The following is a 13,031-nucleotide window of genomic DNA, read 5'->3' as shown; positions in this document are numbered from 1 at the left end:
GGCTGCCCCCCCAGAGGCCTATACGTCGCCGCGGTGGGTGACGGGATATTCCGGCAAACGGCAAGCGTTCACGGCCTCTAGCCTGATCGGCTCACCCCCTTCGCGCCTGTTGCAGGAAGAACCGCGCCATCTCGCGGCTGGCGTCGGGCCCGCTCGGATCCGTATAGGAACCTGCGGAGTTTCCGCCCGACCAGGCATGGCCCGCACCGTGAAGGGTCCACTGCTCGAGCACCGGGTCGCCCACCTCATTCATCGTGACTGTTCTTGTGAAGCGCATCCCGCCCCGCGCCGTGCCGTGGTTGGCGATGCTGGTAAGCTTAGCATCGGCTTTCGCGCGGGCGATTACCTGATCGGCATTCACGGGGTTCACCGTGCCATCCTTGTCTCCGTGGAAGACGATGGTCGGCGGAATTCTGCCCGCGCCGCGCCGCGATGACCCCGACGTGGAGCCGCCGTCGCGCATTGCTCCGAAAGCAGTTGCTACGTCGCTGGCTAAGCCGCAAGCCAGCCCGGAATGCACGCCGACCGCAGCGAAGAGGTCAGGATACGCCTCTCCCATGATGGCAGCGGCCGCGCCGCCTGCCGACATTCCGGCAACGTAAACTTGCCCTTCCCGGACAGGAAAATCATGCATCACCTCGCGGGCGATACCAGCGATCAGTGATGGCTCCCCCCTCCCCCGCCGCTGGTCAGTGCCGTTGAACCAGTTCCAGCACTTCGAGGCGTTCGCGGACTTGGACTGTTCCGGATAGGCAACGAAGAAGCCGAACTCCTCGGCCACCTCGTTCATGCGCGTGCCGGTCGCAAAGTCGTCCGGCGACTGGGTACAGCCGTGCAACATGACAATCAGCGGCAGCGCCTCATCACGCAAGACGCTGGGCACATAGAGCTTATAAGCACGGCTTCCTGCCTCGTTGACGAAGATCCTGTCCTCGAACCTCGCTCCGTCCGGGATTGCGATTCCGCTTCGGCCAAGGTCCGGAGAGTTGAGATGCGCAGGCAATAGCCGGCCCATCCATTTTCGCATTCCTTCCGGAAGGCGCATTTCTTCCATGCCGATGGATCCAGGGGCCGCAGTCGCCCGTTCTGCAAACCTCCACGAGTTTTCACCGCCGACGGGCGGGCTCAGATCGATGGCGAGGCGATGATCTTCAGGCCCTGCCGTTTTCGCATCGGGAGAGGCATCGGGTTGCGCCTCTCCCCGCAGCATGGCCATGGCTTCATGAAGCCTCCCCGCGCGCGTGAGGCGGGTGACTTCGAACATGTCTATGGTGTGCAAGGGCTTCATGAAAGAAGGTCCGATCAGGCATGAGGAAGGCTTCTCACCTGTGGGAAGCCTCAAAGGATGCGCCCGCTCAGCGCGGCCTTCACCGCCCCGCTGGCTTGCAGGGCGCCGAGCACGCGAATGGACGCGATGGTGTCGCGGGCGAGATCCGGCGGCACGTCGGGGTCGATCACGGCGAGGCCGAGAACTTGAATATGCAAGGTCTGCCCTGCCGCTTTTGCCGCTTCGAGATCAGCCCGGCCATAGTGGCGCAGCCCGAGTTCGAGACGGCGGACTTCCACTGCTTTCCTGACCGCGTCGTTGTGGCGTTCGATCTGATTGCGGATGGCGGTGCGGATGAAATCCGTGCGGTTGGAATAGAACCGTTCGTCCACCAAAAGGTCGATCTGCCCCAGGTCTACGTGACCCAGGTTGATGGTGATTTTTTCACTTTCGGCCACCTTTGCGCGGCTCGGTGACGACTTGACCTGTGCCATCCGCTTCGCTCCCTCCACCATCCATACACCATCCACATGGATGGCAAATAAGGTGGGCGGGATCATTTGCAAGGGGAGGAGGCCGAGGGCAGCTGACTTTTAATGACAGATGCATTTAGTGATAAGTAAAGCCCAAACTTAACCATTAATAACTGCTAATTATATAATATCCGACTGGAACCTATCATCGATAAATTCAGTTGTCTCCAGTACACGTTGATCGTCGTGATGAACGAGAAAAATAACAGGAGATCGGCGATGGCCATAGCTGAAAAGAATTTATCCGATGCGTTCCATGAAACGCTGAAGGATGTGTATTACGCGGAAAAACAGTCCGTAAAGGCCTGCAAGAAATCGGCGAAGGCGGCCAAGTCGCCGGAACTGAAAGCGGCGTTTGAAACGCACGGTGAGGAGAGCACCACCCATGTGGAGCGCCTCGTCCAGGTGTTTGAGATGCTTGGCAAGCCGCCCCGCGCGAAAACGTGCGACGCCATGCAGGGCATCACCGCAGAGATGGAAGAAGATCTCGAGGAATTCGGCGATACGCCCGCCGGAGACGCGGTCCTGATCGGCTGTGGGCAGGCCATCGAGCATTATGAGATCGCGCGCTATGGCATGCTCAAGACCTGGGCGACGCAACTCGGTCTCACGGATGCGGCGAAACTCCTCGACCTGACACTCGAGGAAGAAAAAAAGGCAGACGCCCTGCTGACACAAATCGCCGAGGCGAGCGTGAACAGCAACGCCCATGTCTCCAAGGCGAAGGCCTCCTAGGCACTCCACTGCGGCAAAGCACCGCCGTTCCGCCATGGCTACGGACGCCGTCTTGCCGCGTGGCGGCTCACCTCAGATTCACAAGGAAACACCCTATGAAACACCTCATGCTCCCAGCCGTCCTGCTTGTCGCGACAAGCGTCAGTGCGCTCGCGCAGACGGCGACCACGCCCGCCGTGGCGCCGAAGGAGGCCAATCCCGCAGCCCCGGTCCAGGGCGCCAACAGCTTCACCGAGGCTCAGGCCAAGGAGCGCATCGAAAAAGCGGGCTTCAGTTCCGTTTCGGGCCTCAAGAAGGATGCCAACGGCATCTGGCAGGGCACGGCCACCAAGAGCGGGATGCCGACGACTGTCATGCTCGATTTCCAGGGCAACGTCGTCAGCAAGTGACCCATTGTCAGGAGGACACCATGACCACCACGGTATCAGCTTTGTTCGATCGATATGACGATGCTACCGCGGCCGTGGCCGCGCTGGAGGCGGCGCAGGTTCCCCGCTCCGAGATCAGCATCGTGGCCAACAACGCCGACGACTACCATCGCGACAAGAATCTGGACAAGAAGGACGTCGCCTCCGATGCAGGTATTGGCGCAGGTATTGGCGCTACTGTCGGGGGCGCCGGTGGCCTTCTCACGGGGCTGGGCATCATGGCCATTCCAGGCGTTGGCCCTGTGGTCGCAGCCGGCTGGCTGGTGGCTACCGCAGCCGGTGCGGTGGCGGGCGCCATTGCGGGTGGGGCCACCGGAGGCATCGTCGGTGCGTTGACCGAGTCGGGCGTTCCCGAAGATCAGGCTAACGTCTACGCGGAAGGCGTGCGCCGCGGCGGCACGCTTGTAACGGCGCGGGTCGATGATACGGACGCTCCCCGCATTCAAGCCATTCTTGATCACCATAAGGCCGTCGATCTTGCCGGCCGGCGCGGCGAGTATGAGGGCGAGGGCTGGACGGCATTTGACGAGAACGAGCCTGTTCCCGCGCGCGATCGGATCGTGGAGGCTCGAAGCCGCGTGATCTGAACTCTGCGGGTTTCAGTTCGAAGCGAACCAAAAGGAGCCCCGCACCTTTGCGGGGCTCTGCCATTAATCAAGTGACCTGTGCGCACGATAGAGCACAATACCGGCTATCTGAGCGAAGTATCTCTTGTGCTCGATGCAGCGCCCGCAGCCGTATATCCAACGGAGCGCAGTGTGGTGGAGCGCATATATGCTGGCCCGTATTGCGAAGTTGGATATCTGTATCGGCCCATTACACTTGATGGAAAAGAATATTATTTTATTGAATTATATGATCATGGTCACGATAAGAAATAGCCGCGTGTCCAAAGTCTCGCCCTTCTATTCTAGATCCGTGGGACTAAGTTGAACAGAAGCGGCAGAATGAGGAAGAAACTTCCCCAGCCTTAGAGCTTACGCCGGATCTGTGTGTGAGTGCCCGACATAGATGGGCGCGCTGCTATTTCGTCGGGAAGGCCACGAATTTGATGCACCCGCCATCGGCCCTAGCGAGCGTGTCCTTCTCGGCGAAGATGGATTGGGTCAGTTCGGCATTGTCGCCCGGATTCACGGCATCGAAGCTCGGGCGGGCCGATATGGCGAACAATGAGGTGGCGCCCGCAGACCCGATCACCTCCACCGAGGCGACGACGCGCGCTCGGCTTCGATTGGCGATGGACGCCTTGAAGGTGATCTTCGAGACGCCAGACATCATGTCCGGCGCCTCCCGGATGGAGATGTTGTTCAGCCGGATGGGACCTTCGGTCTCGAAGGCCCTCAACTGGTCCATGTTGTCGAAGCACTGCCAACCGGTGGCTGGATCTCGGCTCTGAGCATTGGCCGGTACAGCCAGTGCAGTGGCGGCGAAGAGAGCGACGAGCGTCACGGCCTTCATCGCGCCAGCCTTCCCATGATGTGACCGAGGCCGAGCAGGATGAAGCTGCCGATGAAGGACGTCAGGCTCATGCCCAGTTGAATGTCCGAACGCATGGACACGACCGAGACAATGCCCGCGAGAAAGGCCAGAACGGCCACGGCATACATGATGAAACGCATGAACTTCGTTCCTCCGGATATGGGGGTGATGGGGACTGGCGCAGGGCGGCGGGTTTGAGAAGGAAGCGCGGCAGCATCGGCGAGGAAGGCCGCCTCGTTCAGCACGAAAGGCCTGCTCAGCGGCGCACTCCTTGTCTCTGAAGGCAGCCGCCATTCAATGGCCGCCGCACGCGCTTCCAGGCTTTCAGGTTCGGCAAATTGCCAGCCCCGCGCGATGAGTGCGCTTCCCCGGTTGCGCAGGGTGATGATGATCCTGGCCACCAAGCCGCCAGCAAGCCCCGCCGCAATCGATTGAGGGCGGAACCAGGCGGGATAGGCCGCATGAACGAGCAGTGCCAGCGCACCCCCACATGCACCGACGGCGACCCAACCGGCGAAGATCCAATAGGGGGCATAGGTTGAGACTGGGACGCGTTTCAGCGCACCCGTCTTGGGGTTTCTCAGCCAGACTTTCATGATCGAGCCTCGCCTTACTGGCCGGCTTGGCGCGCGATACCGAGCGCGCTGGCGAGCATGAAGCCGGCCTGCCCGGTACCCAGCGTCACCGTGATGGCCTCGACGGGAGCCTCACCGATGGGGGTGACGTGGTGGACGTTGCCCCGCGCGATGACGCCAACGCCGGCTTCGAGCGTGGCGCACTCGCCTCTCGCGGTGAGGACGCGAAGGACCGTACGGCGCTTCGCCCCTGCAGGCTGCGCCAGGACCGACTGGAGGCGGTCCAGCGTCATGCAGACGATGGTTTTCTCGACGACGCGGCACCGCTGGCCTTCGGCACAACCGCCGTCGTCTTCGATTGCGGCCAGTTGCGGCGGCTCTAGAGGTGGCGGCGATGCAGGTTGAGCCTGCGGCGAAGTCGTGGCCTTCGCGAGATGAGCCACAAGCTTCTCACGCGCGGCTATGGCCGCACGCAGCTTTTCCTCCTGCTCTTTCATCCGCTCGGCCCAGGACGCCGCCTTCTGCGCGGCATCGCTGTTCGTGTTCGGATCCAGCCGCGCGCGTATAGCCGCGTTCTCGTAAAAGCTCTTCGCTTCATCGAGCCGAAATCTGGCTCCCGCGACGGCGCCATCGGCAGCGTCCATCAACTCCTTGATGTAGGCCTTCTCCTTATCGGCTTGTCTCTGCGCTCGGATAGCCGCCGGTGCGTCCTTCTCAATGGCCGCCAATCGTGCATCGAGGGCGGCGGCCACGGCAGGATCCTTAAGCGCCATGATCTGGCTTTTCGCGACGCCGCGCTCGATTTGATCCAAGATGTCGTCCGGCAGCGGCATCCCCTTGTCCTGAAGAAGCCCTGTCCGATACCGCAGCTCTTTTAGTTTATCGGCGCCGCGCTGTACGCCGGGATCGCTCATTTCCTGATTAGATAGCCAGTCCGTCGCAAAGCGGCGGCGCATGGTATCCGCGAGCCAGGCAAGTTGCGCATCGGTCGAGCCGGGATCAACAAGCGCCGCGTGAAAGGCGCTGAACTGCATTCTGCAAAAGGGAGACCGTGACGAAGACGGGCTCGACGAAGTGTCTGGAAGATCGAGTATGGCGCGTAGTTCCGGGGTCCACCGAACGGAGCTCTTACGGCTTGAGAGATAATCCTCCGCACAGAGGCCTCCGAGAAAGCGCCTGGCCTCAGAATTTTCGGACGCTGACAAGAGAACCGGATTTGCCAAGGCGCGCTTCGCTTGCTGAATCTGGAACGCTCGCAGCGCGGAGGTCGCATCCTCAGGCGGAAGTTCGAACTCCTGCGCAAAGGTCCGGTCCTTGTAGCCGAACTCGAATGAAGCCTGAGCTGCGGCGGGCGTGCCGCCCATCACAACCAGTGTCGCGGCGAGGCAGGCAAAGCCTGTCGCCGACAATCCTCGAAATTCCCCCATCTGCAATGCTCCTCACCCATAACGTGCATTATAGTGCGTAGCACAAGAGTGCACAATTAGGCCGTTTCCACCCCATGGTGGATGCGCGGCAACTTGTCGGGACGAATGTCAGAAGGCTGCGGCTCGCCGCCGGGCTGTCCCAGGAGGACGTCGCCGCCCGCATGGGCGTGGACCGCGCCTATATCAGCAGCCTGGAAGCCGGCCGCCGGAACCCCACGGTGGTGACGGTCTGGCACGCGGCCGAGGCCTTGGGCGTCAGCATCAAGGCGCTGTTCGAAGAGGATGAAGACGCCCGTCCGCCCCTCACGGAGCGCAAGCGCGCGCCACGCCTCAAGTCGAAGTGACGTGGCGTAGGCCGGTCATCGCCATGGCTCGAATGACGCGCCTGGGACGAAGATCGCGCCCTGTAGGCAGAACTCGATGTCGAGAAGGAGAGCTGTCATGAAGGCCTCCACCTCCACCTCGAGGGCGCCATGTCCATCGGCGATCAAGAGGGCCGCCACCCTGGCCTTTCCTCTCAGCTCATCCGGTGTGGCGGCTTCGGTCTGTGTCAGGCGCTCCAGCGCCCGGGCCCCTCGCTCGCGCAGATGCTCTGCGTGATGAACCGCGTATCGCCCCTCCGGGTCGGGATCCATCTCGTGCGCCGCCTTCAGCGCGGCGATTGACTGGGCATAGATCAGGCAATCGCGAACAATCGTGCTCGCCGGCCGCCAACCCGCGCGGCGGCGCCTTTGCGTCCTGCTCATGGATGTCCTCCGCATGCGAGACATGAGAGAGGCGCCGCGAAGCGGCGCCTCCTTCGGCTCAGTCCTTGTGAGCAGGGTGCATGAGACTCAGCGCGCTGAGCGGCTTGGTAAAGCGGCCCATGCTCTCGTAGCCGAGGAATTCGCAGGTGACGAAGTCGCCGGATCGCGAGATGACCTTGGCCGGCCACCATCCTTGAAACTCGCCATCGCTGTTGTCGGCGACGAGGACGACCTCCCCGGCGGCGACGGCCTGCCACGGCCCATCCTGCCAGGCCGTCTTAGCCGCAGGCGCAGCCGGCACATCTGCGGCCTTCGCCTTGGCGCCGCCGCCAGCGTCCGAGGCAGGCACAGAGGCCGTCACGGCCTTCGGCTCGGCAGAGGCGACAACAGTGCCGGCTTTGCCGCTGGCGGCCTTCTCCGGCGACTTGGCGGCGGCGAGAGGCGTGACGTTCGATTTGTCGTTCATAGGGGAGCTCCTTCGAGAAGGAGGCGGCGCACTCCGCCCCTATGAGAATATCATATTACCGTCTAAATGTCAATAATGCATTGAAAAACCACGTCTTTCACGGCGGAGGAGGCCCGTTTGAGCGCCTCCGTGATAGGATGTGAAATGAACTCCACGCAGGCGATAGAGCGCCTCACGCGCGTACGCTGGCCATGTGTGGGCATTTTTGTGGGCATAAAAGAAATCAGAAAAATTATTATCTATATAAATAAATAACTTATAGCTTGAATCCGATTCCCATCGCCCGCTCCAACTTCGCGAGCTTCAACAAGGGTTTATCGGCCTACCGTTGAACCACGCATTCCCCACGTTCCTCATGACGTTCCCCATCGCTGTTTACGCCTTGTTCTGCCCGGCCCGATGGGCTTGGCGGAGTTCGGCGACCTTGCGGCTCTTCCCGAGCGCCCCGCGCGAATAGCGGGCCGTGGTGGAAGCCTGGGTATGACCGACGGCGCCACGGATCTGATCGAGATCAGCCCCAGCGTCTTCGGCTTCGGTAATGGCGCCCGCTCGGGCGTCCATATTCCAAACTTGTTCAGGGATGGCGGCGATCATGTCCGGCGCCGTCCTCTACGGCCCCTTTCACCCGCAAGCTGGATTTCGGCGCGGTGCGCAGCAAGCTCTCCCCGCGGACGCTCACCGACACGCTCTCCTTCTTTGACGGGCGCATCCTGTTCACCGCCGGCGTGCACTATCAGCGAATCGCGGTTGACGTGTTCAAGCCGGATGGAAGCATCGCGCAGGCTTATGACGAGCAGGCGGTGACACCTGAACGATGGGTGGGTCTCGACCGGCCTTCCGAGGCCCTTCAAGTTCTCGGCGGTGATGGACTTCTGAGTCTGGAACCCGCCAACGCGCATCTCCCGCACGGCCGGCAGCTTGGCGGCCGGCGCCGAGAACCGCCCGCGGGAGAAGTCTTCGATGTCGCTCGATCCGGGGTGCTCAGGAAAACTCGGGGACGGGACCGCAACGACGAAAATTCAGTCGCGCCGTCTCTGGCGTGGTCCCGCCGCGTGCGTCTTCGGCAGCGAGAGGATCTGTTCTTCGCTGAAACAGTTGCACGGCATGGTCCTGGCCGAAGAACCCAGCTTATCCCCGGCGGGGATTCGGAGGGCATGTCACATCACGTTATTTGGATCGCGCGCATCGCTCTGTGCTTTCGCGAACCGTGATGCGGTAGCTCACTTCGCACGTATAAGGGCGAGGTTGCTTGCCCTCCACACGATCCAGCAGGATCTCGGCGGCGCGCTGGCCGATCTCGTATCTGGGAATGTCCACCGTGGTCAAAGCGGGGATGAGATGGCGCGCGAAGTCGAAGTCGCCGAAGCCCGCCACCGCCATGTCGCGAGGAACGTGCAGGCCCGCGCGCTGGAGCGCAAGCAGCACGCCGGCGGCGATCACGTCATTCAGGCAGATCACCGCGTCGGGGCGCGGTGAGGCGGCGATGATCTGCGCGGCCACCTCCGCACCCGCACCCATGCTCGTCACGTCGCGGGCGTTGAAGATCACCGCCTCGTGCAGCCCCGCCTCCGCAAGGCCCGCCATGTAGCCCTTCGCGCGCATCTGGGCGCGCCGGTCGCGGGTGACGGTGCCCACAAAGGCGATGCGCCGGAAGCCCTGCTGCGCGAGCGACGCGGTCATCGCCTTCATGGCGTCGAAGTTCGAGAGCGAGACAAGGCTGTCGATGGGCGTGGAGGTCGAATCCCAGGTCTCCACCACCGGCACGCCGGACTTTTCCAGCATGGTCCGCGTGGCCCGCGTGTGGGAGACGCCGACAATGATGAACCCGTCCGGCCTTCGGCGCAGGAGGGATTCGATCACCTTCTCTTCCTCGGCGGAGGAATAGTTGGTCTCCGCCATGATCATCTGCACCGAGCGCGTGCGGGCCACATCGGCGACGCCCTTCACGCTGTCGGAGAAGATGGAGCTGGCCACCGTGGGCAGGATGAGCGCGATGGTGCCGCTGCGCTGCGAGGCGAGGCTGGAGGCGACCAGATTGTAGATGTAGCCGGTCTCGCGAATGGCCGCCTCCACCTTCAGGCGCAGGTCCTTGTTCACAAGCTCCGGCTGCCGCAGCACGCGCGACACGGTCATGGCGGAGACGCCCGCATGGCGCGCCACGTCTCCCATGGTTGCTCCGCTTGCGCCCCCGTTCCGTCTCTGCCGCATCGTCTCAAGCCCCGGACATCTGCTCGCAACATATGTGTTTCCGTTGGCTTGACAACAGATAATGGTTAGCGCTAACAAATTGGTTAGCGCTAACAGGATAATAGAAATGGTCGATATAAGACCTAGGGAGGTTATGAGCGCCGACGTGCTGGTGGTGGGAGGAGGAGCGGCCGGGCTTGCCTGCGCTGTCGCCGCCGCCCGCCGGGGACGCAGCGTCATCCTCTTGGAGCGGTACGGGTTCAGCGGCGGGGCGGCGGTGGCCGGGCTCTCGGGCACGGTCTGCGGCCTCTACGCGGCCTCCGATCGCCGCAACGCCCCGCCCGAGCAGGTGGCCCACGGCTTCGTGGACGAATTCCTGGGGCTCATGGAGGAAAAGGGCGGCATCACCGGGCCGGTGGCGTATGGCAAGACCTATACGCGCGTCCACGATCCCCATGTCTGGCGCGAGGCGGCGGACCATCTCCTTGGCGCCGAGGCAAAGATCCGCGTGCTCTATCACGCCACCGTCACCGGCGTGATCGCGGACGGGGACCATGTGGCGGGCGTCCATGTCTTCACCAAGCAGGGGCCGCTGGAGGTGCGCGCGCGCATTACCGTGGATGCCTCGGGCGACGCGGACGTGGCGGCCATGGCCGGGCGCGCCCTCACCAAGGGGCGCGATGGGGCGATCCAGAACCCCACCATGATCTTCCGGGTGCTGGGCGTGGACGTGCCGCGCTTCCTGGAGGCGCACGGTCCGGATTCCATCCTGGACGAGCGGGTCTCCCACCTGATCTCCGACCTCAATGCGTCCGGCGCCTATCACCTGCCGCGGGCGAAGATCTTCCTGTTCACCACGCCCCGGCCCGGCGAGCTTCTGTGCAACGCCACCCGCATCATCGGCGCGGACGGGCGGGAGCTGGACGCCACCCGCGCCGCCGACCTCAGCGAGGCGGAAGTGCAGGGGCGCCGGCAGGTGCGCGAATATGCCCGCTTCATCCGCGACCATATCGCGGGCTGCGAGGCGTCCTTCGTCAACGATACCGGCGTGCAGGTGGGCATTCGCCAGACCTGGCAGATCGTCGGCGTGGACCGGCTGATGAATGACGACGTCACCTCGGCGCGCAAGCGGCCGGACGGCATCTGCCGTTCGCCCTGGCCCATCGAGCTGCATTCCGGCGCCAAGCCGAAGCTGCACTGGATCCTCGACGACTATTACGAGGTTCCGCTCAACTGCTTCATTCCCGCCACCGGCACCGGCCTCATCATGGCGGGCCGCTGCCTCTCGGCGGAGCACGAGGCCATGGCCTCCGCGCGCGTCACCGCCCAGTGCTTCGGCTACGGCCAGGCCATGGGCCTGGTGGCCGACCAGCTCTGCGCGGACCCCTCCCGCATGCCCACCGGCGCCGATATCCGATCCGAGCTGAACCGGCTCGGCGCGGCGCTTGATTGAGACGAACAGACAACGAGAACAACATGCCCAAGGATCTGCGCAGCAATTTTGAACCGGGAACCACCAGATGGGCCGTGCGGCGGGCCCAGTGGCTCGCCATGGGCTACACGGAGGAAGACCTCCTGAAGCCCAAGATCGCCATCGTCAACAGCTCCAGTAAACTCTCCGTCTGCTATGCCCATCTGGACGGGGTGGTGCGCATCGTAGAGGACGCGATCCGCGCGGCGGGCGGCCTGCCGTTCGAGATCCGCACGGTCGCCCCGTCCGACTTCGTGACGAGCGCGGGCCGTCAGGCCCGCTACCTCATGCCGAGCCGCGACCTGCTGGTGAACGACGTGGAAGTGCAGGTGGAAGGCGCCGAGCTTGACGGCATGGTGCTGCTCGCCTCCTGCGACAAGACCACGCCCGGCCAGCTCATGGCCGCCGCCCGCCTCAACATTCCCTCCATCATCGTCCCCTGCGGCTACCAGCTCGGCGGCCATTGCGCGGGCCAGCATGTGGACATCGAGGAAGTCTACAAGAGCGTGGGCTCGCTGAAGGCGGGCACCATCTCGCTGGGCGACCTCAAGGCCATGACCTGCGCGGCCATCACCGGCCCCGGCGTCTGCGCCGGCCTTGCCACCGCCAACACCATGCATGTGCTCTCCGAGGCCATCGGCATGGCCCTGCCCGGCTCGGCCCCCATCCGGGCGGGATCGGACGCGCTCACGGCCTCCGCCACCCGTGCGGGCGCCGCCATCGTGGACCTCATCGAGAAGGACCTGCGCCCGCGCGACATCCTCACGCCCGGCGCGTTCCGCAACGCCCTGCGCGTGGCGGTGGCCACGGGCTGCTCGGTGAATTGCGTGCGCCACCTGACCGCCGTCGCCTCGGAGGCGGAGCTGGACATCGACGTCATCGCCGAACTGGAGGCGCTGAACCACATCCCCCAGATCACCACCGTCCGCCCCAACGGCCCCCACCGCATCGAGCAACTCGACGAGGCGGGCGGATGCCGGGGCGTGATGCGCGAGCTGCGCGACGTGCTGGACCTCACCGCCGTCACGGTCTCCGGCCGCACGGTGGGCGAGATCCTGGACGAGGCGCCCGCGCCCGACAGCGACGTGATCCGCCCGCTGGCGGACCCGTTCCGCAACGAGCCGGGCCTCACCATCATGCGCGGCACGCTGGCGCCGGACGGCGCGGTGGTGAAGGTCTCGGCCGTGCCCGCTGCGGTGCGCACCTTCTCCGGCCCCGCCCGCGTCTATGAGGACGAGAGCCAGGCCATCAAGGCGCTGGAGACCCACTCCATCCGTACGGGTGACGTGGTGGTTCTGCGCGGCATGGGCCCGCGCGGCGGCCCGGGCACCGTGTTCGCGGCGAGCTTCATGGCGGCGCTGGTGGGCGCGGGGCTGGGCTCCGGCGTCGCGGTGGTCACCGACGGCGAACTGTCCGGCCTCAACAGCGGCATCACCATCGGCCAGGTGATGCCCGAGGCGGCGGAAGGCGGCCCGCTCGGCCTCGTGGCGGAGGGAGACACCATCTCCATCGACATCACCGAACGGCGTGTCGATCTCGACGTGTCTCCGGCGGTCCTGGCGGAGCGCCGCACACACTGGAAGGCGCCGGACCATAGCCACATCCGCGGCTGGCTCGGGCAATACGCGGCCATGGTCCAGCCGCTCTCCAAGGGCGCGGTGCTCAAGCCCGCACGCGCGCAGACCTGACGACCAAAAAACAAAACAGACATTCAATC

General features: G+C 64.0%; 16 protein-coding genes. 7 read left to right on the top strand and 9 right to left on the bottom strand.

Annotated features, from left to right (window positions below):
- Window positions 1-91: 91 nt before the first annotated feature.
- Window positions 92-1,288, bottom strand: coding sequence for an extracellular catalytic domain type 1 short-chain-length polyhydroxyalkanoate depolymerase (locus tag EJJ38_RS01195; protein WP_127088278.1), 1,197 nt, complete (start codon window positions 1,286-1,288; stop codon window positions 92-94).
- A 50-nt stretch (window positions 1,289-1,338) separates the two neighbouring features.
- Complete coding sequence (locus EJJ38_RS01190) at window positions 1,339-1,761, bottom strand: CopG family transcriptional regulator (protein ID WP_127088277.1); 423 nt, start codon at window positions 1,759-1,761, stop codon at window positions 1,339-1,341.
- Window positions 1,762-2,019: 258 nt separating this feature from the next.
- On the opposite strand from EJJ38_RS01190, the gene EJJ38_RS01185 reads away from it, so the two are divergent.
- The 3 genes from EJJ38_RS01185 (at window position 2,020) to EJJ38_RS01175 (ending at window position 3,550) form a co-directional block, all read left to right on the top strand.
- Window positions 2,020-2,535 carry a YciE/YciF ferroxidase family protein gene (locus tag EJJ38_RS01185; RefSeq protein ID WP_127088276.1) on the top strand — a complete coding sequence of 172 codons (516 nt, stop codon included), beginning with the start codon at window positions 2,020-2,022 and terminating at the stop codon, window positions 2,533-2,535.
- Window positions 2,536-2,630: 95 nt separating this feature from the next.
- Window positions 2,631-2,924: a PepSY domain-containing protein gene (locus tag EJJ38_RS01180; RefSeq protein WP_127088275.1), complete on the top strand. Its 294-nt coding sequence runs from the start codon at window positions 2,631-2,633 to the stop codon at window positions 2,922-2,924.
- Between the two features lie 20 nt (window positions 2,925-2,944).
- The gene (locus EJJ38_RS01175; RefSeq protein ID WP_127088274.1) at window positions 2,945-3,550 is read left to right on the top strand and encodes a hypothetical protein; all 606 of its coding nucleotides are present in this window, start codon (window positions 2,945-2,947) and stop codon (window positions 3,548-3,550) included.
- A gap of 436 nt (window positions 3,551-3,986) precedes the next feature.
- On the opposite strand, the gene EJJ38_RS01170 is transcribed toward EJJ38_RS01175, so the two are convergent.
- Genes EJJ38_RS01170 through EJJ38_RS01160 form a run of 3 tightly spaced genes read right to left on the bottom strand, consistent with a single transcriptional unit; the run spans window position 3,987 to window position 6,444 of the window.
- Window positions 3,987-4,421: a hypothetical protein gene (locus EJJ38_RS01170; RefSeq protein ID WP_127088273.1), complete on the bottom strand. Its 435-nt coding sequence runs from the start codon at window positions 4,419-4,421 to the stop codon at window positions 3,987-3,989.
- Entirely contained in the window at window positions 4,418-5,038 is a 621-nt protein-coding gene (locus EJJ38_RS01165) for a hypothetical protein (protein ID WP_127088272.1), read from the bottom strand. The genes EJJ38_RS01170 and EJJ38_RS01165 overlap by 4 nt, the downstream gene beginning before the upstream one ends.
- 14 nt (window positions 5,039-5,052) lie before the next feature.
- Complete coding sequence (locus EJJ38_RS01160; protein WP_127088271.1) at window positions 5,053-6,444, bottom strand: hypothetical protein; 1,392 nt, start codon at window positions 6,442-6,444, stop codon at window positions 5,053-5,055.
- A gap of 74 nt (window positions 6,445-6,518) precedes the next feature.
- Here EJJ38_RS01160 and EJJ38_RS01155 point away from each other — a divergent pair, with 74 nt between their 5' ends.
- Entirely contained in the window at window positions 6,519-6,788 is a 270-nt protein-coding gene (locus EJJ38_RS01155; RefSeq protein ID WP_338021833.1) for a helix-turn-helix domain-containing protein, read from the top strand.
- Between the two features lie 15 nt (window positions 6,789-6,803).
- Here the strand turns inward: EJJ38_RS01155 and EJJ38_RS01150 are convergent, their stop codons facing one another.
- The 3 genes from EJJ38_RS01150 to EJJ38_RS01140 all read right to left on the bottom strand — a co-directional run bounded on the left by EJJ38_RS01150 (window position 6,804) and on the right by EJJ38_RS01140 (window position 8,250).
- Window positions 6,804-7,190: a hypothetical protein gene (locus EJJ38_RS01150; RefSeq protein ID WP_127088270.1), complete on the bottom strand. Its 387-nt coding sequence runs from the start codon at window positions 7,188-7,190 to the stop codon at window positions 6,804-6,806.
- 58 nt (window positions 7,191-7,248) lie between these two features.
- A complete protein-coding gene (locus EJJ38_RS01145) occupies window positions 7,249-7,656 on the bottom strand; it encodes a tudor domain-containing protein (protein WP_127088269.1) in 408 nt (135 codons plus the stop codon).
- Window positions 7,657-8,031: 375 nt separating this feature from the next.
- Complete coding sequence (locus EJJ38_RS01140; protein WP_245454055.1) at window positions 8,032-8,250, bottom strand: hypothetical protein; 219 nt, start codon at window positions 8,248-8,250, stop codon at window positions 8,032-8,034.
- Window positions 8,251-8,303: 53 nt separating this feature from the next.
- Here EJJ38_RS01140 and EJJ38_RS01135 point away from each other — a divergent pair, with 53 nt between their 5' ends.
- Window positions 8,304-8,867 (top strand): hypothetical protein, encoded by a 564-nt coding sequence (locus EJJ38_RS01135; protein ID WP_127088268.1) that lies wholly within the window; start codon window positions 8,304-8,306, stop codon window positions 8,865-8,867.
- Here EJJ38_RS01135 and EJJ38_RS01130 read toward each other — a convergent pair.
- Entirely contained in the window at window positions 8,824-9,825 is a 1,002-nt protein-coding gene (locus tag EJJ38_RS01130) for a LacI family DNA-binding transcriptional regulator (RefSeq protein WP_164738365.1), read from the bottom strand. The two genes, EJJ38_RS01135 and EJJ38_RS01130, sit on opposite strands and share 44 nt — an antisense overlap.
- A 172-nt stretch (window positions 9,826-9,997) precedes the next feature.
- On the opposite strand from EJJ38_RS01130, the gene EJJ38_RS01125 reads away from it, so the two are divergent.
- Together EJJ38_RS01125 and ilvD are read left to right on the top strand one after the other, a co-directional pair.
- Window positions 9,998-11,296 (top strand): FAD-dependent oxidoreductase, encoded by a 1,299-nt coding sequence (locus EJJ38_RS01125; RefSeq protein WP_245454054.1) that lies wholly within the window; start codon window positions 9,998-10,000, stop codon window positions 11,294-11,296.
- A gap of 23 nt (window positions 11,297-11,319) precedes the next feature.
- Window positions 11,320-13,002, top strand: a complete 1,683-nt coding sequence (gene ilvD, locus EJJ38_RS01120) for a dihydroxy-acid dehydratase (RefSeq protein WP_164738364.1) — start codon at window positions 11,320-11,322, stop codon at window positions 13,000-13,002.
- Window positions 13,003-13,031: the final 29 nt, after the last annotated feature.

The sequence above is a fragment of the Aquabacter cavernae genome (genome assembly GCF_003993795.1).
Taxonomy (GTDB): Bacteria; Pseudomonadota; Alphaproteobacteria; order Rhizobiales; family Xanthobacteraceae; genus Aquabacter; species Aquabacter cavernae.
Note: the sequence above shows the minus strand (reverse complement) of the source record. Positions and strands in the feature narration are given on the sequence as shown.